Annotated in this window: 22 protein-coding genes and 1 pseudogene; 8 read left to right on the top strand and 15 right to left on the bottom strand. The window is 65.6% G+C overall.

What is annotated here, in order from left to right; genetic code table 11:
* Positions 1 to 420: 420 nt before the first annotated feature.
* The 3 genes and pseudogenes from BCO18175_RS41135 to BCO18175_RS36040 form a co-directional block, all read right to left on the bottom strand.
* Positions 421 to 996: pseudogene (locus tag BCO18175_RS41135) on the bottom strand (ESPR-type extended signal peptide-containing protein); the annotation flags it as partial.
* A gap of 511 nt (positions 997 to 1,507) precedes the next feature.
* Positions 1,508 to 1,762, bottom strand: a complete 255-nt coding sequence (locus BCO18175_RS36045) for a hypothetical protein (RefSeq protein ID WP_174988145.1) — start codon at positions 1,760 to 1,762, stop codon at positions 1,508 to 1,510.
* Positions 1,763 to 2,045: 283 nt separating this feature from the next.
* Positions 2,046 to 2,354, bottom strand: a complete 309-nt coding sequence (locus BCO18175_RS36040) for an H-NS histone family protein (protein WP_254599187.1) — start codon at positions 2,352 to 2,354, stop codon at positions 2,046 to 2,048.
* 463 nt (positions 2,355 to 2,817) lie between these two features.
* Here BCO18175_RS36040 and BCO18175_RS36035 point away from each other — a divergent pair, with 463 nt between their 5' ends.
* Positions 2,818 to 3,528: a response regulator transcription factor gene (locus tag BCO18175_RS36035; protein WP_174988142.1), complete on the top strand. Its 711-nt coding sequence runs from the start codon at positions 2,818 to 2,820 to the stop codon at positions 3,526 to 3,528.
* A 91-nt stretch (positions 3,529 to 3,619) separates the two neighbouring features.
* Here BCO18175_RS36035 and BCO18175_RS36030 read toward each other — a convergent pair whose 3' ends face one another.
* Positions 3,620 to 3,790 carry a hypothetical protein gene (locus tag BCO18175_RS36030; RefSeq protein WP_174988139.1) on the bottom strand — a complete coding sequence of 57 codons (171 nt, stop codon included), beginning with the start codon at positions 3,788 to 3,790 and terminating at the stop codon, positions 3,620 to 3,622.
* On the opposite strand from BCO18175_RS36030, the gene BCO18175_RS36025 reads away from it, so the two are divergent.
* Entirely contained in the window at positions 3,782 to 3,919 is a 138-nt protein-coding gene (locus tag BCO18175_RS36025) for a hypothetical protein (RefSeq protein WP_174988136.1), read from the top strand. The genes BCO18175_RS36030 and BCO18175_RS36025 overlap by 9 nt on opposite strands.
* Positions 3,920 to 4,034: 115 nt before the next feature.
* Here the strand turns inward: BCO18175_RS36025 and BCO18175_RS36020 are convergent, their stop codons facing one another.
* From BCO18175_RS36020 to BCO18175_RS36005, 4 genes are all read right to left on the bottom strand, one after another.
* Complete coding sequence (locus tag BCO18175_RS36020; protein ID WP_174988133.1) at positions 4,035 to 4,172, bottom strand: hypothetical protein; 138 nt, start codon at positions 4,170 to 4,172, stop codon at positions 4,035 to 4,037.
* 1,034 nt (positions 4,173 to 5,206) lie between these two features.
* A complete protein-coding gene (locus BCO18175_RS36015; RefSeq protein WP_174988130.1) occupies positions 5,207 to 5,998 on the bottom strand; it encodes a response regulator transcription factor in 792 nt (263 codons plus the stop codon).
* A 395-nt stretch (positions 5,999 to 6,393) separates the two neighbouring features.
* Positions 6,394 to 7,116, bottom strand: a complete 723-nt coding sequence (locus BCO18175_RS36010) for an alpha/beta fold hydrolase (RefSeq protein ID WP_217483940.1) — start codon at positions 7,114 to 7,116, stop codon at positions 6,394 to 6,396.
* A gap of 145 nt (positions 7,117 to 7,261) precedes the next feature.
* Positions 7,262 to 8,185, bottom strand: coding sequence for a LysR family transcriptional regulator (locus tag BCO18175_RS36005; RefSeq protein WP_174988127.1), 924 nt, complete (start codon positions 8,183 to 8,185; stop codon positions 7,262 to 7,264).
* A 500-nt stretch (positions 8,186 to 8,685) separates the two neighbouring features.
* Here BCO18175_RS36005 and BCO18175_RS36000 point away from each other — a divergent pair, with 500 nt between their 5' ends.
* From BCO18175_RS36000 to BCO18175_RS35975, 6 genes are all read left to right on the top strand, one after another.
* Positions 8,686 to 10,152: a carbohydrate porin gene (locus BCO18175_RS36000; protein WP_174988125.1), complete on the top strand. Its 1,467-nt coding sequence runs from the start codon at positions 8,686 to 8,688 to the stop codon at positions 10,150 to 10,152.
* 64 nt (positions 10,153 to 10,216) lie between these two features.
* Entirely contained in the window at positions 10,217 to 11,350 is a 1,134-nt protein-coding gene (locus tag BCO18175_RS35995; RefSeq protein WP_174988123.1) for a hypothetical protein, read from the top strand.
* A gap of 11 nt (positions 11,351 to 11,361) precedes the next feature.
* The gene (gene efeB, locus BCO18175_RS35990; protein ID WP_174988121.1) at positions 11,362 to 12,660 is read left to right on the top strand and encodes an iron uptake transporter deferrochelatase/peroxidase subunit; all 1,299 of its coding nucleotides are present in this window, start codon (positions 11,362 to 11,364) and stop codon (positions 12,658 to 12,660) included.
* A 65-nt stretch (positions 12,661 to 12,725) separates the two neighbouring features.
* Complete coding sequence (locus BCO18175_RS35985; protein ID WP_174988118.1) at positions 12,726 to 13,760, top strand: iron ABC transporter substrate-binding protein; 1,035 nt, start codon at positions 12,726 to 12,728, stop codon at positions 13,758 to 13,760.
* 2 nt (positions 13,761 to 13,762) lie between these two features.
* The gene (locus BCO18175_RS35980; protein ID WP_174988115.1) at positions 13,763 to 15,361 is read left to right on the top strand and encodes an ABC transporter permease; all 1,599 of its coding nucleotides are present in this window, start codon (positions 13,763 to 13,765) and stop codon (positions 15,359 to 15,361) included.
* A gap of 28 nt (positions 15,362 to 15,389) precedes the next feature.
* Complete coding sequence (locus tag BCO18175_RS35975) at positions 15,390 to 16,439, top strand: ABC transporter ATP-binding protein (protein WP_174988112.1); 1,050 nt, start codon at positions 15,390 to 15,392, stop codon at positions 16,437 to 16,439.
* A 55-nt stretch (positions 16,440 to 16,494) separates the two neighbouring features.
* On the opposite strand, the gene BCO18175_RS35970 is transcribed toward BCO18175_RS35975, so the two are convergent.
* From BCO18175_RS35970 to BCO18175_RS35940, 7 genes are all read right to left on the bottom strand, one after another.
* Entirely contained in the window at positions 16,495 to 17,010 is a 516-nt protein-coding gene (locus BCO18175_RS35970) for an SRPBCC family protein (protein WP_174988109.1), read from the bottom strand.
* Between the two features lie 44 nt (positions 17,011 to 17,054).
* The gene (locus BCO18175_RS35965) at positions 17,055 to 17,687 is read right to left on the bottom strand and encodes a LolA family protein (protein WP_174988107.1); all 633 of its coding nucleotides are present in this window, start codon (positions 17,685 to 17,687) and stop codon (positions 17,055 to 17,057) included.
* Positions 17,684 to 18,115, bottom strand: coding sequence for a quinol oxidase (locus BCO18175_RS35960; protein ID WP_438820527.1), 432 nt, complete (start codon positions 18,113 to 18,115; stop codon positions 17,684 to 17,686). The genes BCO18175_RS35965 and BCO18175_RS35960 overlap by 4 nt, the downstream gene beginning before the upstream one ends.
* A 28-nt stretch (positions 18,116 to 18,143) precedes the next feature.
* Positions 18,144 to 18,926 carry an anti-sigma factor family protein gene (locus BCO18175_RS35955; protein WP_174988104.1) on the bottom strand — a complete coding sequence of 261 codons (783 nt, stop codon included), beginning with the start codon at positions 18,924 to 18,926 and terminating at the stop codon, positions 18,144 to 18,146.
* Positions 18,923 to 19,438, bottom strand: a complete 516-nt coding sequence (locus tag BCO18175_RS35950) for a sigma-70 family RNA polymerase sigma factor (protein WP_039361534.1) — start codon at positions 19,436 to 19,438, stop codon at positions 18,923 to 18,925. The genes BCO18175_RS35955 and BCO18175_RS35950 overlap by 4 nt, the downstream gene beginning before the upstream one ends.
* 27 nt (positions 19,439 to 19,465) lie before the next feature.
* Positions 19,466 to 19,825: a COG4315 family predicted lipoprotein gene (locus BCO18175_RS35945; RefSeq protein ID WP_174988101.1), complete on the bottom strand. Its 360-nt coding sequence runs from the start codon at positions 19,823 to 19,825 to the stop codon at positions 19,466 to 19,468.
* A gap of 285 nt (positions 19,826 to 20,110) precedes the next feature.
* The coding region (locus BCO18175_RS35940) for a beta strand repeat-containing protein (RefSeq protein WP_174988098.1) at positions 20,111 to 22,050 on the bottom strand (1,940 nt) is incomplete at its 5' end.

The raw sequence follows: 22,050 nt of genomic DNA, 5'->3' as shown, positions 1-22,050 counted from the left end.
CGTCGACAGTGAGGTGACTGAGCTGTTTGCCGAGGACAAGCCTGTCGACAACGAGGAAACCGAGCTGTTGGCCGAGGACAGGCCAGTCGACGTCGACGTAGACAGCGACGTAATCGAGCTGTTCGCCGACGACAACCCCGTCGAGGTCGACGTAGACAGTGAGGTGACCGAGCTGTTCGCCGACGACAGCCCCGTCGACAACGAGAAGACGGAGCTGTTGGCCGACGAGAGACCGGTCGAGGTCGAGGTGGACAACGACGTGATCGAGCTGCTGGCCGACGACAAGCCCGTCGACGTCGACGTGGACAGCGACGTGATCGAGCTGCTGACCGACGAGAGACCGGTCGAGGTCGACGTCGACAACGACGTGATCGAGCTAACAGCCGACGACAAACCCGTCGACGTCGACGTCGACAACGACGTCAATTGAGAAAAGTTCACTGCATCGGTCGGATTCGTACCCGCCGCCAAACTCGTGATCTTGTTGTTGTTCAGCGATGTCACGCCTTTCAGCGATATCCCGCTTGGGCCGTACAGCGTAATCGTACCCGTGGCATTATTTGCGGTCGCCCCGACCCACAAGTAGGCACTAGTGCCAGTCAAACCGCCGTTAGCACCTCCATTCTCCGATATGATTACCCCGGTCCCGGTTCCGCAGTTCCCCTCATTCCCGCTCCAGTAATTGGTTGTCCAACCAGCGTTCGTCCCAGTGAGACCCGTCGTGGTCGTCGTGCCGCCGTTACAATTTCCAATAGCACCCGCCCACGCCTCATTAGGCAACACTCCCGCCGTCAAGATTCCCGCCACCGCCAGGAATCCCAAGACGCCCTGCCTGAACCGCATCGTCTGCACGCAAGATGCGCTCTGACCAGTCGAATTCCCACTTTCCTGCAAGCAGGCGCTCTTGGAAGCCTTACCACGCGCGTGCGTCAACTCGGACGTCGCCACCCACACGCCGAGCGCTTCATTCCAGATGCTTCGATAGATCTTGTTCATATTGTTAGGTATCCGATATTACATTATTAGAATTTGACGTCCTGGCCGATCATCGGATCGGCATGCTCGGCGTCAACGGCTCTCTTGGTTCATGGGGTGACGCGTCACCATCTGTATTTCGAGTTCCGCCACACGATCTCAATCTTTATGACGTGGTGGTTTTGACACACTTACAAATCAGGAAAACTTATTAATTAACGTCAAATGGTTTCCGGTCGTTTCGTCAACGCCGCGTTCGATCGCGATCACGGTTGGACGGTCATCATCTGCCGCGTTCAGATCGTCAATGAAGCGGACGACGTTGAAGCCTTTGATGTGGTGCGTACACGAGTGGTATGGATCAATGCGCTCGCGCCGTGGTCTGGAGCGCCAGGAACAATGCGTCGGTAGTTCATCCGGTTCGATTTCTTGACGCAAGCCTCCCGAGAACCCGCTACGCTGAACCTACGACGATCCGCAAAAGCCGGCCTCTGAAGGTTGAGCTGCGAATGGGATCGTCATGCACGGCCCGCTATAGCTTGTCGAGACCGATCTGCTCCACGACAAATACCTGTTGGTCGCGTTCTTTGTGCAACAGCCTGTTGTGTTTGACCATAAAGCCCTCCCAGTTGAGCGCTACGCTCGGCGTATCGAAATGCCTGAACCACAACGAATCGAACCCAGCTTCGAGGCACCGGGCGATTTGCACACGCATCGGCGTCTCGATCGAGGCCACACGCAGGATCACGGCGATCATCTCGTCGCTCAAAGCCTGCGGCCCTTCCACCGTAACGACGGCTCGTGGCCATCAGTCCAATCACACGCCGTTAGCACCACATGTGGCCCCAACAGCAGACCGGCCGACCGCTCATGCCGAACTTCGTGACAACAGCTATCGGGTGCAGCTTGCCGTCCGCCAGCATCAGCAGAGCCGTTACCCGCGCACGGATCTCCTGATACTGGCGATCGACCGACAGCGTTACAAAGTCTGTCGCCCGATTTCTCAAATAATGCAAATGTCTCGAGGCACGAACCACTCGACCTTCAATTCATTGCGTAAATCAAATTACTCAATCTTCACGAACAAAACCGGATATCTCAAACTGCTTGCGATCCTTGTCGCGAATCCAATCAGGCGCACGCCCTACCCCGGACCACGTCGCTCCGCTGACAGGATCGAAATAACGCGGCCGCCGTTTGGTCGCTCGACGCAAGGTATCGACTGTAAAAATATCTTCAGGAGAAAACCCAAACTCGCGAACGCAATATCGAATCTCAAGCAAAATCGCCTCGGCGGCGGCTCGCCGCTCTTCGGCAATCCGAGATTCCAGCTTCGCCCTACTCTCCAAGTACCGCCGATATGAGTCCAGGTTGCGCATTTAGATAATTACATCTCACCATTCACGAAATGAGGCACCGATCGAGCCGACAACCCGAGAACATCTCGCCCCTCGCTCCGACCCTCGCCATCTATCGCGGCAAGTTTCAATGTCAGCGATAGCGAATGACTCCCGCCTGCTCCGTCGCGCAAACAATTCCAATCACTAAAACACCCGGAACGCGCCCGACCCGACAATCCATATGAAGCATGCTATATGGACGAATATTTAAAATTGACAACATTTGTCACGAATCAATTGCGCCCCAAAATCCAGCTCGTTCAAAAAAGTTGACAAAAGAACCGCCTGGAAATGCCAATCTATTTCGCAAATCAATCCTGCCATTCGGCCACACGACGCCCAGGCGGATTATTTCAATTTACTTTCGCCTAAGTCCGACAAGTCAGACTACCCATGCACGAGGGTATGTACGGATTCAAGCGACACGATAAAAATGGTGCCAATGAAAATTCTTGCCGTTGACGACGAGCCAGCACAGGCAGCGTTCATCCGCGATTCCCTGATCGCCGAAAGGTTCGATGTACGAAGTGCCACCCGGGGCGCGGAAGCCATACGCCTCCTCGAAACCGATACCGTCGATCTGGTCGTACTCGACTGGAACTTGCCGGATATTTCCGGACTGGAAGTCCTCGCCTGGATTCGTGCGCGAGTCGGCAAAGATCTCCCGGTGTTGTTCCTGACGAACCGCGTGCGTGAGGAGCAGCTTGTCGTCGCACTCGATGCAGGGGCCGACGACTATATGGTCAAACCGGTCCGTCGCCATGAGTTGATCGCGCGAGTACGTGCTCTTCTGCGGCGGGCCTACCCGGTGAACTCAACGCCAACATCGATCAACATTGGCCGTTATCGCCTGGACCTTGTGACCGAAACCGTATTCTTGAGCGATGAGCCGATCAGACTGACATCGCGAGAATTCAACGTCGCCGTTGCCCTATTCCAGAACTGCGGCCGCGCCATACCAAGAGACGCAATGATCAAGTCGATATGGGGGCGCCATAGCGACCATATTTCCCGGACGCTCGATACACATATTTATCGTGTGCGGTCGAAACTGCGCCTCGGCCCCGAAAATGGTGTTCGACTTCGCGCTGTCTACAATCACGGCTATCGACTGGAGTTGCTCGACGCCAACCACTCGCACGATGCCGAATAGCGGCTGCCGGCAACCCGGGCCGGCGACGGCCCTCGGTGATCCTGGCGCCACGACGGATGATTCGGCTGCCCGGTAATCAAGGGGCGTGCGGTCAGGCAATAGCGTCACACTGACCGCCGCGCAAGCCATGCGCTGTTTGCACGATACGGCAGCCGACATCAGCGATCGATGCGCCATTGACTATGGTTTCCGTCTCTGCTGGTACCGCCAGTTTCCAGGCGAGCGCCGTGACGCTCAGAATTCGATACAGGGAATGTTGCATTTTTCAACCTCACATCAGAGCGTCGTTTCCGGCATCGGTACGATCGCGACCGGCGCGGGAGACGGTTCAAGCCGTCGTTACCGGGCCTGCTCGCGCGGCGGCCTGATGATCGCCTTCGTCGAGCCCTGAATCAGCCGGGCCGCAAGCGGCGCAGGCTCACCATGCCTGGGGCGATCGGCAAGCCAGGCCACGCAGACGGCCAATGCGATTGCGCTCCCCCACAGTGTCAACAAAACACGCATCGTCACTTCACCTTCACCTGTCTTGCCGCCGCCTGCATGATTTTTGCCTGCGGTGTCGGTACCGTTTCGAGGACGATCACCAGTGTCACGACAAGTCCGCCGATCACCAGACCGCACAGGCTGAGCATCGCTTTATTCATTGCGTCGTCACTGCATCGTCAGACCAAATGTTTCGATCGATTCGCACTGGCGAATCAGCTCACGGACTCTCGAATCGCACCGGGCAGCCTCGAGGCAATTCGTTCACCCAATTGCCATCGACACCTCGCGCGTTGGTCACCGGTGCATCAACCCGGGTGCCGCCGATTGCGACGAAACTACCGTTGGCAAGACGTGACGTGCGCGCGTTGAACGCTCGCGAATCGCGACGACAAATCCGGTCTTTCGACGAACCTCAATCGCATCTGCGGTGGCATCACTCACTGGCCCGAAAAAAAGCCAAGCGCGAGCTTGGCGTCAAATCCGAGGGGAAGTGCTCCAGCAACAGAGCAATGACGATGGTACCCGCCCGCACACAGCGAGATTTGAACGATTGTCACAATTAGTAATATTGATCATTTTCCGGGCCGATCATTCGTCGGCACCGTGCGATCGAACAACAGCGAGAGCGTCCGTCGAGCGGGCCGCGAGAGCGTACATTGACAACAAATATCAAGCGGGAATTTTGCGTCAACGAGAGCGAACGGCGGATCGTTGATCGATCAGACACAGCGTCGTGTCTGATCGATCAACCTGCCGGAGACCTTTGCCATGAAGCTGCTGAAAATGACCGTCGTTGCCGCTATCGCCTTTGCATTTGCTGGCGTAGCGAGCGCGGCAGATGTGCATCATCACCATCGCCATCACCACCACACGATGAACCGCCACTAAGCACGCGGGGCGGGCTGGCCGTGCCGCCCCTGTGAATCCTTGTGTACATGCGGGCAATCAACGCCCGCAGCTCATGCGCCGATCGGCGGCTGCGCATCTTGATGTCGCCGCACTGGAACAAAGAGCGTCGGCGCTTTCGGTCCGTCCGTACGACACCTTCGACGTACTGGTTAGCCGGACGATCGTTCTGCCGGCGTGGCGTGGCCAGGAGAAGCGCTACCGCGCGTTTTACGATTGGCCGCCAAGTGTCGTTTGAGCGAACGGCAGACGGCGCTTACTGTTCGACAACGCTGCGCGCTCCGGATCATGCGGCATGCAACATACCCGGCCTCGAAACAGGATGCGCGTCCTCCGCAATTTCGCCTCGCCCGTTCTCCATTGAACCTGCCGAATCGGCCGCCAAGGACGTTCCGTCAATTTCGTCGAGCCGATAGCCGTGCGTGTACACGGCACTCAGACGAAGACCATTTTCCGGACGCAGTATCAACTTTTTCCGAAGTCGATAGATATGGGTATCGAGGCTCCTCGATGTCCCCCCGTGAGTCCTCCCCCACGCCAACGACTCCAGAATGTCCCGGGACATCAAGCTGCCAGGATTCTCGAACAAGCACCGCGCCAGTGTGAACTCCTTTGCGGTCAATTCGATCGTCTCGCCGTGAAGCGAAATGCTTTGTACCGCCGGGTCAAGCACGTAAGCACCAATCCGCGTCGAGGTCGTATGGCGCCTTCCGTGACCGCGTCGACGCAACAGCGCCATGACGCGCGCAGCAAGTTCGACTTCCCGAAACGGCTTGGCAATGTACGCATCGGCCCCCGCCTCGAGCGCGGCAACGACGTCCGTCTCGAGAATCCGGGCAGTCAGAAACAGCACGCTAGGTTCGTTGCCGAGATTCGCGCGGATCCAGTGCAACACTTCGATACCGCTCATCGCGGGTAAATGCCAGTCGAGCACGACCAGTTCCACACTCCGGGTCCGGAGAAACCGTACGGCATGCCGACCATCACGCACACGGCATATCTCCTGATCCAGGTCTCGTAATGCTCTTTCGAAAACCGATGCTTGAATCGGATCGTCTTCAATCAACAAGATGTTCATTGCGTCACCACTCGGTACGTCGCCTGCGTTTCGAATCGGCGGACATCCGGTCAAACGTCGCCATGGGGCACAGGTATGCCCGTTTGCCTGCTGAGGCCCTCAGCGTCAGTCGCTATTGATGTCCAGCGCGCCCGATACGCATGGCTTTCCGCCTTATCCTGTCCGAACACGCGCGTGCCGCGATCAAGATCAACCCGTGTTCGCCATTGTCGGGACGGGCCATCAAGCCAATCCCGCTTCCTCATCGACGAACCCGGGCATCGGACTGGCAGTCGCGACGTGTACCCGGCACGGGTAAATTCGAATTTGCTACTCGGCGCTTTTATTCCGAGTTCGATTTATATTTCGACATGCGAACTAAATCACGCAGAAAATGGCCGTCGTAGCGAGGGCCCTTATAGCGACACCCGCTCCATGAATTTTCTGATCTCGAGCGAGTAGGCGCCAGGATGTGAAAACCTGAACATGTGGCCCGTGCGCGGCATGACGACTTCCTGTGCGTGCTTGATGCCATCCAGGAGGATCCCCGCGGCTTCCTTGCCGATCAGCTTGTCATCCGCGGGCGTCAGAATGAGCGTGGGGACGTTGATATTTTTGAGCTGGGCCGTATAGTCCGTCTTTTCGATCGACCGCATGCGGTTGACGTAGGCTCTGTGTGGCGTCTCCTTGACGAAGAGCGCGCGGGTCTTTCCGGTCGACCATGAAATCTCCCCATCCCTGTCGAACGACGAAGCCAACTGCGCTGCGTGTATGCGAAGGGTCGTCTGTCGGTAAAAGGGCCCCGGGAAAAACGGTGCGAGCGCTGCCAGCGTCTTGAGCAAGGGCGACGTGATCGGGCTCCTGGCAAAACCACCGGAAAGCACGAGACCCTTGAGGCCCTTCGGCCGCCGCGTTGCAACCGCGATCGCGGAGACGGCGCCATATGAGTCGCCAACCAGCACATAGCTCTCGAGGTCCTTCGTCTGGTCGGTGATGAAGTCGGCCAACGTTTCCAGCTCGCTCACGTCGTTCGGCAAACGAAGGGTGCGCATGGCGCGGTTTTGCAAGGCGGTCATCTCGTCAAGATGCCACGGGGCTCCTGAAAAGCAGGGAATCATGACCAAGGTGGGCTCTTTCACTGGGGTACTCCTGGCGGGTTGAATAATCGATGACCCAACTCTAGGAGGACCGCGGCGTTCGATCCAATGGCATTTGCACACGATGTCGATGCACGAGATTCATGGCCTCATGGCCGCGCCAACGACAGCGAGCCCCTGCCGATGCTCAGCCCGCAATCATCATGCTGGTAATCCACTGAACGACGGGTTCATTGGCGCGCCCTCGGGCCCGAATAACAAGCACCTCCCAAGTCGGCAACGCCAGCGGGAGCTCGAAAAGGCTGATTTGAGCGGTATCGTGCAACCGCAGTGCGACCCGCTCGGCGACGACGGCAATCGATTCCGACGCACCAACCATGAACGGAACCGCCAGAAAGCTCGGGCACGTGGCGCTCACCTTGCGGGTACGACCGAGGGACTCCAGCGCATCGTCGACGGCACCCCGCGCATCGCCGCGCGGCGAGACCAGGATGTGGGGCAGCCGAACGAAGTCGTCCAGGTCCATGTGCAGCTTGTTACCTCGCTTGACCAGCGCCGGGTGCCCCTTGCGGGCAATACCGACAAAGCGCTCCTTATGGACGATCTGGCACTCGAAGCGCTGCGGAACCTGAAAAAAAGATCCCGCCCCCAACACGATGTCGAGTTCGCCGCTGTCCAGCATGCGCAGGGCGGATTCGGAATCGGCCGGCCTGAGCTTCAGCACCGCGCTCGGCGCAGCGGCCTGGATCCTGGCAAGAACAGGGCTGATGATCGTCAATACGGCGTGATCGGTGGCTGCCACCGAGAGCACCCCTTGAAAACGACCGGGATCGAACGCGCCACGCGGACTGACGACGAGCCTCACCGACTCCAGCACCGCCGCCACTTGCGGCATCAACTCGACGGCCAGCGGCGTCGGCTCGATCCCGCGGGGGTTGCGAATGAAAAGCTGATCATCGAAAGCCGTACGCAGCCTCGACAAAGCGTGGCTGGTTGCGGACTGGGACAAATGCAATTTTGCAGCGGCTCTGCCAACGTGCCGTTCGGCCCAGAGTGCCTCCAGCACAACCAGAAGGTTGAGATCGAAACGTGTCAGATCCAGGGGCTTCATGCTGCACAGATCATCGAATGTAAACAGGCCCCGGGCGCCCGTTGCAGCGTCGCGATCGAAGCGGTGGCGCTGAACGAGAGCGGGTAGCCGATCATCCTAAACCAGGATCCGCCGTTGATGGTGTCCTGTTTCCGCCCCGAGAGAATTTCTACCGATCGGTCGCCGGAACGCGTGGCGGGCTCGACATTCGAGCCCGGGTTCGCATGCGCTCGAGTCCCTGCCCCACGGTTCCATCGAACCCCATCAAATCATTCATTTTCATTACACAGATATTTACGGTTTACCTCATCGCTAAACACCCATCGCGCCCTATCCGTAAGGCATCGGATTACATTCAGTAATTCAGATGCGAATCATTCTCGTTTACATTGACTTTCCCATTTGACACTCCTACGATGCGCCGGATTGCAGTCATCTTCGTGCCCTGGCCGATCGGCGCCGCCCCTGCGGACAGCGCCTTAAAAGCAGGACTCCAGACTAAATAAAACCAGGGATTTGATATGAAGTTTGCGTCGTTCCAGGGAGACAACCTCCGGGCCCGGATGCGCCCCGCCGCGTGCGCGGCCATCCTCGCGTGCGCATCGTTCGCGAGCGGCGCGGCTTTCGCCGAAGTGCCGGTCGACGCACAGCCCGAAGCGCCCGAGGCCGACCTGGCGATCCAGGCGAAGCCGACCAACATGTGGACCGGCATCTGGACGCGCCAGAGCCTGCTCGGCGACATGGGCGGCATCCGTCCGTGGCTCGGCAAGTACGGCGCGACGCTGCAGATCACCGAAACCAGCGAATACCTCGCGAACCTGCGCGGCGGCCTGAACCGTGGCGGCGCATACGACGGATTGACGACGGCCACCTTGACGGTCGACACGCAGAAGGCGATCGGCCTGCCCGGTGGCACGTTCAACGTCAGCGCGCTGCAGATCCACGGCACCAACCTGAGTGCGCGGAACCTCGGCACGCTCAACACCGCGAGCGGCATCGAGGCGCAGGGCACGACGCGGCTGTGGGAGCTGTGGTACCAGCAGTCGTTCCTCGACAAGCGCGTCGACGTGAAGATCGGCCAGCAGAGCCTGGACCAGGAATTCATGGTCAGCACGTATGCGAACACGTTCGTCAACACGATGTTCGGCTGGCCCGCGCTGCCGTCGTACGACCTGCCGAACGGCGGCCCCGCCTATCCGCTCGCGGGCCTCGGCGTGCGCGTGCGCGCGCAGATCACGCCGAAGCTCACCGCGCTCGCAGGCGTGTTCGACGGCGATCCGCTCGGCAACAACCCGAACAACCTCAGCGGCACCAACTTCAACCTGCACAACGGTGCGCTCTATATCGGCGAACTGCAGTACGCGCTGAACCAGCCGTCCGACGGCGAAATGGACACCGGCCGCTCGAACGGGCTGCCGGGCACCTACAAGATCGGTGTCTGGTATCACAACGGCCGCTTCGCGGACCAGAACGTGGGCACCGACGGACTGTCGCTCTCGGATCCCGCGTCGAGCGGCGACGCGCAGCAGCGTCACGGCAACTACAGCTTCTACGCGGTGGCCGACCAGATGATCTGGCGCCCCGACCCGACCGGCCCGCGAAGCCTCGGCGTGTTCGCACGCGTGATGGGCGCGCCGGGCGACCGCAACCTGGTGAGCTTCTCCGCCAACGCGGGGATCGTGCTGAAGGCGCCGTTCGAAGGCCGCGACAACGACAGCGTCGGCCTCGGCGTCACGTACATCCAGGTCGGCAACCACGTGACCGACCTCGACCAGACCGCGCGGACGTTCGCGACCGGCCCGTACGGCGTGCGCACCCGCGAGACGACGCTCGAAGCGACCTACCAGTACCAGGTCAACCCGTGGTGGATCGTCCAGGCCGACGCGCAGTACACGTTCAATGCCGGTGCCGGCCAGAACCCGAGCGACGCGACCCAGCCGCTGCGCAACACGTTCGTAGTCGGCGCGCGTACGACGATCACGTTCTGAGCGACGCGCCCACGCTGCCTATTTTCGCGCGCCGCCCGGACGGCGTGCCCCCCAGGAGACTCACATGATTCAATCCGCTCCGCTGCGCCGCCTCGCGACGGGCGCACTGGCCGCCGCCGCACTGACGGGCGCCGCCGGCGCACTCGCCGAGCCGCAAGGTTTCCTCGAAACGCTGCATCGCCACTCCACGCTCGTCAACACGGTGCCGGACAACGGCGACCAGAACCCGTACGCGATCGCGGTCGCGCCGGTGTCGGCCGGCACGATCCAGGCGGGCGACGTGCTCGTCGACAACTTCAACAACTCGGCGAACCTGCAAGGTACCGGCAGCACGATCGTCAACTACCGCCCGTCGACGAAGCAGTTGAGCCTGTTCGCATCGATCCCGCGCGACCTGAAGGCGTGCCCGGGCGGCGTCGGCCTGTCGACGGCGATGACGATGCTGAAATCCGGCTGGGTGATCGTCGGCAGCACGCCGAGCAACGACGGCACGACCAACACCAAGGGCGCCGGCTGCCTGATCGTGCTCGATCCGCAGGGCAAGATCGCCTCGACGTGGTCGACCCCGAACATCAACGACCCGTGGGGCAACATGGCCGTGGTCGACCGCGGCGACAGCGCGACGCTGTTCGTCAGCATGGCCGGCTTCGGCGTCGGCGGCGCGGACGGCAATCCGCCCGTCTACAAGCAGGCGACCGTGCTGCGTCTCGACCTCGACGTGCCGGCCGGCAAGCCGCCCGTGATCAAGCAGGAAACGGTCGTCGCGAGCGGCCTCGGCGCGCAGGCCGACAAGGGCGTGTTCCTGGTCGGCCCGACGGGCCTCGCGCTGTCGGGCGACCAGAAGAAGCTGTACGTGTCGGACGCGATCGGCAACCGCATCGTCGAGATCGACGACCCGCTCACGCGCGACACCAGCGCGGGCGTCGGCCGCCAGATCACCGCCGACGGCTTCCTGCGGCGCCCGCTCGCGCTCGCAACCGCTCCGAACGGCCACCTGCTCACGACCAACGGGCAGAACGGCCAGGTCGTCGAGATCGATCCGGTCGCCGGCAAGCAGATCTACGCGCGCTGGATCAATACCGACAAGGCGCAGTCGCCCCCCGGCAACGGCAACCTGTTCGGCATCGCAATGACACCTGAAGGCGACGGCTTCTACTACGTCGCGGACGACGTCAACACGCTGTTGCTCGCGAAGTAATGGAGCCAATCATGGCAGACGATTCCAACCAGCCACCACGCCCCGCGCGGCGCGGCTTCCTGAAGGCGGGCGGCGCCGCGGTGGCCGCCGGCCTCGCGGCGGCGTCGATCCCGGCCGCGAAGGCCGCGGATGCGCCCGCTGCCGCACCGGCCGCCGCGCATGACGGCGTCGAGCCGTTCTACGGCAAGCACCAGAGCGGCATCGCGACGCCGCAGCAGCGCCACGCGTATTTCGCGGCGCTCGACCTGACGACGGCCCAGCGCGCGGACGTCATCGCACTGCTGAAGACCTGGACCGACGCCGCCGCGCGGATGACGCGCGGCGACACCGCGCAACCGCTCGCCGCGACGGGCAGCGACGAAGTCGCGCCGGCGGACGGGGGCGACGCGCTCGGCCTCGGCCCTGCGCGCCTGACGATCACGTTCGGCTTCGGCCCCGGCATGTTTGCGCTGGCGGGCAAGGACCGCTTCGGCCTCGCGAAACATCGCCCCGCCGCGCTCGTCGATCTGCCGCGTTTCAACGGCGACCAGTTGCTGCCCGAGAAGACCGGCGGCGACCTGTTCATCCAGGCGTGCGCGGACGACGCGCAGGTCGCGTTCCACGCGGTGCGCCAGCTCGTGCGCCTCGGCGCAAAGGCGACGCAGATGCGCTGGGGCCAGGCCGGCTTCACGTCGGGCAAGCCCGGCGAGACGCCGCGCAATCTGATGGGCTTCAAGGACGGCACGATGAATCCGCCGATGTCCGATCCGGCCGCGATGGACGAATTCGTGTGGGCCGGCAGCGAAGGCCCGGCATGGATGAACGGTGGCACCTACACGGTCGTGCGCCGGATCCGCATCACGCTCGAGCACTGGGACAACACGGAGCTCGGCTTCCAGGAGCAGGTGGTCGGCCGTCACAAGTACAGCGGCGCGCCGCTCGGCCAGAAGAACGAGTTCGAGGCACTCGATCTCGACGCGGCCGACAAGGACGGCAACCCGGTGATCCCCGACAACGCGCACGCGCGCCTGGCATCGCCGCAGTTGAACAACGGTGCGCAGATCCTGCGCCGCGCGTACTCGTACAACGACAGCACGAGCTTCTACATCGAGCGCTGGCCGCCGTGGCGCCAGCAGACCGAGTACGACGCGGGGCTGATGTTCGTCGCGCACCAGCGCGACCCGCGCAAGGGCTTCATTCCGATCAACGAGAAGCTCGCGAAGCTGGACATCATGAACCAGTTCACCACGCACGTCGGCAGCGCGATCTTCGCGTGCCCGCCGGGCGCGCAACCGGGTTCGTACATCGGCGCCGCGCTGTTCGACGCATGACGACACGCAACGCAAGCCAAGGCACTCCTTCCCGGCCCCGCCGGGTGCAACCTGCTGAAAACCACATGAACACTTCACCCGTTAGCCGCCCGCTGCGGCACCTGATTTCCGCGGCGGCCGCCGCACTGATGCTGACCGGCGCGCTGCACGCCGCGCGCGCGCATGCCGCGACGCTTACGCTGTACAACGCGCAGCACGAGCAGGTCGTCAACCAGCTCGTCAAGGACTTCGAAGCGCAGAGCGGCATCACCGTGAAGGTGCGCTCGGGCGAAGGCCCCGCGCTCGCCGCGCAGCTCGCCACGGAAGGCGACCGCACGCCGGCCGACGTGTACTTCACCGAGAACTCGCCGGAGCTCGTACTGCTCGACCGCAAGGGCCTGCTCGCGAAGACCGACGGCGCCGCGCTGCAATCGGTGCCCGCGCGCTTCAACCCGGCCGACGGCAACTGGGTCGGCGTGCTCGCGCGCGAGAACGTGCTCATCTACAACACCGCGAAGCTCCAGCCGCAACAGCTGCCCGCATCGCTGCTCGATCTCGCGAAACCGGAATGGAAGGGCAAGGTCGGTGTCGCGCCGAGCGATGCCGACTTCCTGCCGCTCGTGAGCGCGGTGCTCGCGCTGCACGGCGAAGCCGCGACGCTGCAATGGCTGAAGGGCCTGAAGGCCAACGCGCAGATCTTCGACGACGATGAAGGCGTGACGGCAGCCGTCAACCGCGGCGGCGTGCTGACCGGCATCGTCAACAACTACTACTGGGACCGCCTGCACGCCCAGCTCGGCGACAAGTCGACCCGCAGCGCGATCTACCACTTCGGCAAAGGCGACGTCGGCGGTGCCGTCAACGTGTCCGGCGCCGCAGTGCTGAAGGCATCGAAGCACCAGCCGGAAGCGCAGAAGTTCGTCGCGTATCTCGTCAGCGAGCGCGCGCAGAAGCTGATGGCGGGCGGCCATATCAGCTTCGAGTATCCGCTGCATCCGGGCGTCGCGCCTGATCCGATCCTGAAGCCGTTCACCGAACTGAGCCCGCCGGCGCTGACGTTCGAACAGCTCGGCGACGACAGCCAGGCCGGCAAGCTGCTGCGCCAGGCCGGTCTGCTCTGACCATGAGCGACGCCGTGTCCCGCACGGCAAGCACCGCACGCGACGACGAGCACACCGCGACACGGCGCCGCCCGTCGCGCGCGCTCGTCGCCGCGGCCGCGTGCGGGCCGCTCGCGATCCTGCTGCCGCTCGGCTTCACGCTGTACCGCGCGGCCACCTTCGGCGTCGACGACACGATCGAGCTGCTGTGGCGCCCGCTCGTCGGCGAACTGCTGGTCAACACACTGTCGATCACGCTCGCCGCGACGCTCATGTGCACGCTGCTCGGCACGGCGGTCGCGTGGTTCATCGAGCGCACCGACCTGCCCGCCCGGCCGCTGTGGACCGCGCTCGCGGCCGCGCCGCTCGCGGTGCCGCCGTTCATCACGAGCTATGCGTGGGTGTCGCTGAGCCTCGACCTGCAGGATTTCCTCGGCGCGCTGATCGTGCTGACTTCCGCGTACTTCCCGCTCGTCTACCTGCCGGTGGCCGCCGCGCTGCGTGAGCTCGATCCCGCGCTGGAAGAAAGCGCACGCACGCTCGGCTGCTCGCCGTGGCATACCTTTTTCCGCGTCGTGCTGCCGCAGTTGCGCCCCGCGCTGTGCGGCGGGATGCTGCTCGTCGCGCTCGGCGTGCTGTCCGAGTTCGGCGCATTCCAGTTGCTGCGCTTTCGCACGTTCACGACCGAGATCTATGCGGAATACCGCACCGCGTTCGACGGCGGCGGCGCATCGCTGCTCGGCTGCGTGCTGATCGCGCTGTGCCTGCTGTGCCTCGCGATCGAGGCGCGCGCTCGCGGCCATGCGCGCTACGGTCATACGCACCGCGCCGCGCGCCGCGTCGCGATGCGTTATCCGCTCGGCCATCTGCGCGGCCCCGTCACCGTCGCATTCGCCGCGCTCGCGGCCGCGACGCTCGGCGTGCCGCTCGCGATGATCGGCTACTGGCTCACGCAACAGGGCGCGGCCGCCGTCACGCCGGCCGACGTGTCGCCCGAGCTGCTGTGGCAAGCCACGCTCGCATCGTCCGGCTACGGCCTGATGGCGGCAGCCGTCACGACGCTGCTCGCGCTGCCGCTCGCGTTCCTGCTGGTCCGCTATCCGGGCCGCGTCGCGACGCTCCTCGAGCGCACGGCGATGACCGTGCAGGGCGTGCCGGGCATCGTGGTCGCCCTGGCGATCGTGTCGATCACGGTGCGGCTGCTGCAACCGCTCTACCAGAGCGCGCCGGCGCTCGTCGCTGCCTACGCGATCCTGTTCCTGCCGCTCGCGGTCGTCAGCGTGCGCGCCGCGCTGTCGCACGTGCAGGTCCGGCTCGAGGAAACCGCCCGCTCGCTCGGTCTCGGCTGGCGCGCGACGCTCACGCGCGTGGTGCTGCCGCTCGCGGCACCCGGCCTCGGCGCGGCCGCGACGATGGTGTTCATCTCGGTCGTGACGGAACTCAACGCGACGCTGCTGCTGTCGCCGATCGGCACCCGCACGCTCGCGACGCAGGTGTGGAGCGATACGGCGACGCTCGCGTTCGCCGCCGCAGCGCCCTATGCGGCGCTGCTCGTCGCACTGTCGCTCGGCGCATCGGGACTGCTGTTCCTGCTGCTCGGGCGTGCGTCGGTGCGCGACTGAGCGCCGCCCTTTTTCCCCGGAACCGCCCATGAGCGAACTACGCATCCACGGCCTGTCCAAATCGTTCGGATCGCATACCGTCCTGCACGACATCGACCTCACGGTGCGGCGCGGCTCGCGCCTCGCGCTGCTCGGCCCGTCCGGCAGCGGCAAGACGACCCTGCTGCGCGTGCTGTGCGGCTTCGAGCGCGCCGAGCGCGGCACCGTCGAAATCGACGGGCGCCGCGTGGCCGCGCCCGACGTGCACCTGCCGCCCGAACAGCGGCGAATCGGCTACGTGCCGCAGGAAGGCGCGCTGTTTCCGCATCTGTCGGTGGCCGACAACATCGCGTTCGGGCTGCCGCGCGCGGCGCGTCGCCGCCATCATCGCGTCGACGAACTGCTCGAGATGGTCGGGCTGCCCGCGTCGTATGCGAGCCGTGCGCCGCAGCAACTGTCCGGCGGCCAGCAGCAGCGCGTCGCGCTCGCACGCGCGCTCGCGCCCGAGCCGTCGCTCGTGATCCTCGACGAACCGTTCTCGGCGCTCGACACGTCGCTGCGCCACGAAACGCGCAGCGCGGTCGCGGATGCGCTCGCCGCGGCAGGTGCGACATCGGTGCTCGTCACGCACGACCAGCCCGAGGCGATGACGCTCGGCGATGAAGTGGCGGTGATGTGGCATGGCCGGCTCGTGCAGACGGCCGCGCCGCAGACGCTGTACCGGCAGCCCGTCACGCGCGACGTCGCGTCGTTCGTCGGGCAGGCCGTGCTGCTCGCCGGTCACGTGCGCGGCACGCACATCGCCTGCGCGCTCGGCGAACTGCCGCTCGTCGCGCCGCTGCCCGACGGGCCGGCCGATGCGATGTTGCGTCCCGAGCAGATCGGCATCGTGCCGGTTACGCACGCCGACGCGGCGCGCGGCCATACGGCGCGCGTCGAAGCCGCACAGTTCGCCGGCCAGGACGCCGACGTGCTGGTGCGCCTCGATGCCGATCTCGACGTACGCGTGCGCGCACGCGTGCCGGGGCATCGGTGTCCGGCGGTCGGCGAACGTGTCGCACTGGTGGTCGACGGCGCGGTGATGGCGTACGCGCGCTGAGCGGAGCGGCACGCCGCTTCGCGCTTTTCTCGCGGTTACTCGCGTTCACACGCGTTCAGGCATCGGCGCAGCCCGCATCCGACAACGGCCGGAACGTCCGGCCATCCGTCTCGACCGCCGCCCCCAGCAGCCGCGCGAGCCCCTTCGCGCCTTCGCGCATCACCACGTCGTGGTTCCATCGGAACAGCGGGCGGCCGAGCGGCTCCAGCCGGTTCATCCAGCGCACGTGCGTGCGGATGTGCCAGTCGTAGCGCACGATCGTACGTGCGCCGTCGGCGATGAACGACCAGCATCCGTCGCCTTCGATCGCACCGCTCGCGCGGCCTTCGAGTGCATGCGGCGGCTCGACGCGCCGCACGCGCATGTCGAAAGACAGCCGGTACGGCAGCGCGCCCTTCCACGTGTACCGGTGCAGCGCGCCGACGCCGCGCGCGTCGCCCGGCTCGATCTCGACGGTGCTCACGGCGCCCTTCCACCAGTCGGGCCAGCGGTCGACCTGATAGATCGCGTCCCACACCACCGCGAGCGGCGCGTCCACGCGCCAGGTCGTCGAGAACCGGTATTCCGCCATGCAGCCTCCGGCATGCCCGTCAGGGGCACGAGTCAGCGCACCGCTCAGGGCGCGAAGAAGCGTTCGGGAAACGCGACGTCGATCTCGACGTCGTCGAGCGTCACGGTTTCGAGCGGCACGTCGTCATCGTCCGCGAAGCTGACGACCTTCAGCGGAAAGCCGTCCTCGGCATCCAGCCACAGCCGGTAGCGATGCACGCCGTCGACCACGTGCGCGGGCGCGCCCGTGACCGACACGCGCAGCGCGGCCCGGCCGCCGACGGCTTCCTCGCCTTCGGTCACCGTCGCACCGCCTTCCTGCAGCGCATGGACGTTGCGCAGCAGTTCACCGACGTCCGACCGGTCGACCCGGTGGCCGCTGCGGTCGCGCACGAGCGGATTGGACGGCGACAGCGTCAGCGCGGGCGGCGCATGCATGCCGAACGGGCGCAGCCGCACTTTGCCGTCGCCGGGGTCATACGCGAGCACCGCGCCGTGATGCGGCGACACGAAATCCATCCGGACGAAGCCCGGTTTCAGGTACGCATAGCGGATTTCCGTCCGTTCGCCGCTGCGCGCGGACGAGCGGATCGTCGCGCGGTACGAGCGGACGTGGTCGAAATGCGCCTGCGCGACGGTCACGGGATCGGCGGTCATGCTCGCTCCTATCAGGCTCGCGGCCAGCAACGCGGCGATCACGGCGCCGCCTCGACATCGAGCACGCCTTCCATCCCGCGCTCGCGATGGCTCCTGAAAAACAGCAGCCGATGCGTGCAATAGTAGGCGAACCGGCCCGGCTGCGCCGGCGTGAAGCGAAACGTCTTCGGCGTCGTGCCGAGTTCGGTGTGCACCGCGATGCCGGCCTGCGGCGCATCGATTTCGAGGCTGTGCGGCACCAGGCCGGACTCGGCCGACACGGTCAGCTCGACCGGCACGTGCGCCCGCACGATCACGTGGTTCGGCCGGAAGAAATAGCTGCCGCCGACGATCGCCACCCGCTGCACGCCATCGGCGTCGACGGGCACGCGCACCGGCGCGTCGCCTTCCGCCCGCGCAAGCGCGGCGCCCGCGGCGAGCACCGCCGGCACCAGCATCGGCACGAGCGCCTTCGTTATCGTCATCTTCATCGCCTGCTCCGTACCGGCGCCGCGCGCATCACCCCTTCCACGCGTCGGTCGGGCCGCCGAGTTCGCCGCACGCGTCGATCGCGAGTTCGCGGAGGCGCCGTTCGTCGCCCTGGCCGGACAAGGCGTAGCCCATCCCGCGATCCGACCAGAAATACGTGTAGCGGTCACCGGCCGACCTCGCCTGCGGCGCGAGGCGCCGTGCGTCGTAGGCCGTCATGTACAACGTCACGCGCTCGCCGTCCGCGCGCTGGTACATGAGCTGCGCGGCCGGCCCCGCTTCGCCGGGGAGCAGCCGGCCGCCGATCAGCACGTAGCCGTATTCGTCGAGCGACGGCGCGCGCACGGGCCGCCCGACACGCGTGGACAGCCACGCGACGAGACGTGCGGGGTCGCCCGCACCGACCTCGACCGGATGTTCGCGGTCGGCCGCGTACGTCGCGTACGCGACATCCGCGCGCGCAGCGAACGCCGGTTCGCTGCCGAACGTCACCCAGCCCACATGCAGCGCGACGCCGATCAGCAGCCCGGCCGCGAGCCCCGCGAATGCATAGGCAATCCCGCGCCGGCGCGGCGCACGGCGCTGCACGAACAGCGCGGGCGCGGCGCCCGGCAGCGGGAACAGCGCCTGCAGCGCGTCGCGCTGCGCACGGTAATGCGCGAATCGTTCGGCTTCCTCCGGATCGGCCTGCAGGCGCTCGAGCATCTCGTTGCGCTCGTGCCCGGACAGCTCGCCGTCCAGCAACGCGGACAGCAGTTGCGCCGACGCTTCGTCGTCCCGCTCGTTCGAAGGCTTGTGCGGTTCGTCCATCATGTCTTCCCGATCACCCGTAACGCGGCCGTGCCGTGCGCCGGCGGCTCGTCCGACAGCAGCGCGCGCATCTGCCCGCGCGCCCGCGCGAGCCGCGACATCACCGTCCCCACCGGGACGCCGAGCACCTCCGCGGCATCTCGATAGCTCAATTCCTCGAGCGCGACCAGCAGCAGCACCTCGCGCTGTTCGACCGGCAACCGGTACAGCGCGCGCTGCACGTCGCGCAGCACCAGCCCGCCGATTTCACCGGCCGGCGCGGCCATCGTCTGCCACGGCGCCGTCGCGTCGTCGACAGCGATCTCGTGCCGCGCGCGCAACTGGTCGATGAAGCGGTGCCGCAGCAGCGTCAGCAGCCATGCGCGCAGGTTGCCGCCATCGCGCGGCGGGCGGTTCAGCGCACGCTCGAGCGTGTCCTGCACGAGATCGTCCGCCCAGGCCCGGTCGCCCGTCAGCGCACGCGCATAGCGCGTGAGATGCGGCAACCACACCAGCAGATCCGATTCGTAGCTCATCAGGATGCCTCGCGCGTTGCCGCGCCGTCACGGACGCGCGACGTGCCACATGCCGCCGATCCCGTCGCCGCCCGCGTCGCCGGGCTTGCGATCCTGCTTCCAGCGATACAGCGGGCGCCCGCGGTACGCCCATTGCTTCTTGCCGTCGTCGCGCGCGACGAGACTCAGCGCGCCTGTTGCCTTGTCATACGCGTCGGCGAGCGCGGGCGGCCAGTTGGCCGCGCACGCGCTGTCGCACGCGCTCTTGCCGGGCGCATCGCGATCGAACACGTACAGCGTCATGTGATCTTCGTCGACCAGTTTCCCGTCGCCGGCCTGCGGTGGTTCCGCGGCGGCGGGCTGCACGATTGCCGCCGTCAGCGCGGCGGCGACGAGTATCCGTTTCATGCCCTTTCTCCTTGACACGGCATCGCGGCACGGCGGCACCGGCCGGGACGATCGGCTTCGTCACGACCATTATCCCGCCGGCCGACGCTGCCGGGATTCGGTATGTAAACGGATGGAGGCGACCGGTTATTCCACGCCGGCCTGCGAGCGTCGGCAGCAGCCATTCATGCGACGAAATAAAGGGGGACACCAAAAAGCAACGCGGCATGACATCGCTGTCATGCCGCGTTGCGCGATCCGTTGCGCACGGCGGCCGATCCGGCGCCGCCGTGCGTGTCCGGCCGGTTACTTCGGCAGTGCGCCCGTCAGCGACTGGAGCAGCGACGACACCGGCGCGAGCGGGTTGCCCGGTGCACTGTTGCCCGAATGCGGCGTGACCGACAGGCCCGGCGCGGAGCCGAGCGCCGTGCCCACCGTCGTACCGACCGCGTTGACGACCGTCGCCGTCGCGTTGGCGCCCGTCGTCAGCAGCGAGCCGACTGCGCCCGCCGTGCCGCCGGCCGCGTTCGCGCCCGAGCCGAGCAGGCTGCCGCCCGCCGCTGCCGTCGAACCGGCCGCGCCCGTCAGCGCGCCGGCCGCCTGCCCGAGTGCGACCGGACCGTTCGCGAGTGCGCCCGTCACCGAACCGAGCGCACCGGTCAGTGCGCCCGCCGGGTTGCTGCCGCCCGTCAGGCCGCTCACGAGGTTCGTGATCGGGGCGATCGGGCTGTTGCCCGCCGCGCCCGACAACGTGCCGACGACCTGGTTCACGACGCCTTGCACCGGCGCCAGCGGGTTCGAGCCGCCGAGGTTGCCGAGTGCGCCCACGACGGAGCCGACCGCGTTACCCAGTGCGTTCGTGGCGGTGCCGACCGCATTGTTGTTGCTGAGCGTGCCGACGACCTGGTTCACGACGCCCTGCACCGGCGCCAGCGGGTTCGAGCCGCCGAGGTTGCCGAGTGCGCCCGTCACCGAGCCGAGTGCGCCGGTCGGCAGCGCGTTCTGCAGGCCGTTGACGAGGTTCGTGATCGGCGCGATCGGGCTGCCGCCACCGGCGCCGGACAGCGTGCCGACGACCTGGTTCACGACGCCTTGCACCGGCGCCAGCGGGTTCGCGCCGCCGAGCGCACCCGTCACCGAGTTCAGCGCGTTCGTCAGCCCACCGGCCGGATCGTTGCCGAGCGTGCCGGCGAGTTGCGTGACGACACCTTGCACCGGCGCCAGCGGGCTCCCCGCGCCACCGACGTTGCCAAGCGTGCCCGTGATCGTGTTGACCGCGTTGCTCAGCGCGCCGGCCGGGTTACCGCTGCCGAGCGTACCCGTGACCTGGTCGACGACGCTCTGGATCGGCGCCAGCGGGTTCGAGCCGCCGCCGATGCCGCCCAGTGCGCCCGTCACCGTGCCGAGTGCGCCGGTCAGTGCACCTGCCGGGTTGCCGCTACCGAGCGCGCCCGTCACTTGGTTCACCACGCCTTGAACCGGCGCCAGCGGGTTCGAGCCGCCGCCGATGCCGCCCAGTGCACCCGTCACCGTGCCGAGTGCGCCGGTCAGAGCGCCTGCCGGGTTGCCGCTGCCGAGCGCACCCGTGACTTGATTGACCACGCCTTGAACCGGCGCCAGCGGGTTCGACCCGCCGCCGATGCCGCCCAGTGCGCCCGTGACCGTGCCGAGTGCACCCGTCAACGCACCAGCAGGGTTGCCACCGCCTAGCGCGCCCGTCACTTGATTCACCACGCCCTGGACCGGAGCCAGCGGATCCGCGCCGCCGCCGAGCGCACCCAATGCGCCCAGCGCCCCCGTCACGTTGCCGATCGCACCGGTCACCGTGCCTGCCGGATTGCCGGCACCCAGTTCACTCGCCACCGTACCGAGTGCACCCGTCAACGCGCTAGCCGGGTTACCGTTATTGAGCGCCGTCGTTACTTGGTTGACGACGCCCTGAACTGCGCCCAGCGGGTACGACCCGCCGCCGACATTACCTAGTGCACCGGTAACCGTGCCAAGTGCACCCGTCAACGCACCCGCCGGGTTGCCGCCACCGAGCGCGCCCGTCACTTGATTGACGACCCCTTGAACCGGCGCCAGCGGGTTCGACCCGCCGCCGATGCCGCCCAGTGCGCCCGTGACCGTGCCGAGTGCGCCGGTCAGTGCGCCTGCCGGGTTGCCGCCACCGAGCGCGCCCGTCACTTGGTTCACCACGCCTTGAACCGGCGCCAGCGGGTTCGAGCCGCCGCCGATGCCGCCCA

The organism is Burkholderia lata, assembly GCF_902499335.1.
GTDB lineage: Bacteria > Pseudomonadota > Gammaproteobacteria > Burkholderiales > Burkholderiaceae > Burkholderia > Burkholderia lata_B.
The sequence above is the reverse complement of the archived record's forward strand: the minus strand, read 5'-3'. Positions and strand labels throughout refer to the sequence as shown.